The sequence below is a fragment of the Nitrososphaera sp. genome (genome assembly GCF_050748925.1).
Lineage (GTDB): Archaea > Thermoproteota > Nitrososphaeria > Nitrososphaerales > Nitrososphaeraceae > Nitrososphaera.
On sequence record NZ_JBOGQF010000252.1, the window covers coordinates 1 to 1,127 of the forward strand.

General features: G+C 54.6%; 2 protein-coding genes. Both read right to left on the reverse strand.

The window, feature by feature from the left end; translation table 11 throughout:
• Positions 1-358: 358 nt before the first annotated feature.
• Positions 359-679, reverse strand: a complete 321-nt coding sequence (locus ACREAY_RS12040) for a hypothetical protein (RefSeq protein ID WP_431756006.1) — start codon at positions 677-679, stop codon at positions 359-361.
• 58 nt (positions 680-737) lie between these two features.
• Positions 738-887: a hypothetical protein gene (locus ACREAY_RS12045; RefSeq protein ID WP_431756007.1), complete on the reverse strand. Its 150-nt coding sequence runs from the start codon at positions 885-887 to the stop codon at positions 738-740.
• Positions 888-1,127 lie beyond the last annotated feature (240 nt).

Consider the following 1,127-nt stretch of genomic DNA (forward strand, 5'->3'; position numbering starts at 1 on the left):
ACATATGCCACGCTTTCTACAGGAGTCATAACATGACATCGTGACCGGGATTGATTAGCGGTTCTACAACGCAAGTATGCACCCTAAGCAGCCCCTCTGAAACATAAGCGCCGGATGATACTAGTCGGCACACGGTTTTGCAACGGGCGATATGTAATTTGGAAGATGCGATCAAGATAGCACGCATTTGGCGCGACGACACTGAAAATTTTTGGCCTGAAAGGATTCCAGCCGCCTTGGCGCAGGCACGGTTAAAAGCTGCGCAAAAGCTCCTCCGCCGCATTTTTTGCATAGCCAGTGGAGGTTCTATAAAAGAACGATTATTTCCGGCATTTTCCACTGGAAACGCACACTACCACTAGAACCCGGCCTTTTTCAGCTTTGACCCGCAGTTGGGGCACGCCGCCTTGTTGTGCTTGGCGCCGCAGTTCATGCAGAAATAGTCGATGCCCTTTGAGGCAAACGGGTTCCCGCCCCCTCCAAAGAACGAGCCTCCGCTCTGGCCCATCCGCCTCATCATAGTCCGCCTGCGCCAGTATGCAATCCCCACGATGACGGCTATAAGGACGACAAGCGATATCGGGAACGGCAGCACGAGAGATATTGCAATGCTGATGGCAAAGTAGATCCCTATCCACATCAGCTGGTTCATCATGAACTTTTTCGTGCTATCGTCCATCGGCAATGTTCTTTGGGCAACCCCTTATATGAATACGCCTGCCAGCATGAGGCGGAAACTATCTTTCCGCGGGCGCCAGCTTGTGCATAGAGTGGCCGGATATTGCCCCGTGGGCGTCTGCGTCCCGCCCGTCAAGGAAAACGGTGCTGCACTGCTCGCAGTAATACAGTACTTCAACTTCCGGAACGGTGCCGGCCTTTGCTCCCACAGGACGGGGTTGCCCCGCTGTAGCTATAAGCGCTGCGGGTTGACATTGTAGACGCGCCGCGGAAAGAACGTTCACCTGCCCGGCAAGTCACTTCCGTACTCCATGCACGTCGCCCTCAATATTGAATATCAAAAGGCAGGTCAGGCGGCATGAGCTGGCGCCCTCTCGACTATTGGGTGGCACGAATAGCAATACCCGCATCTCGTGCAGGCATGGGCGGTCCTCTTGCCGCACCACAGG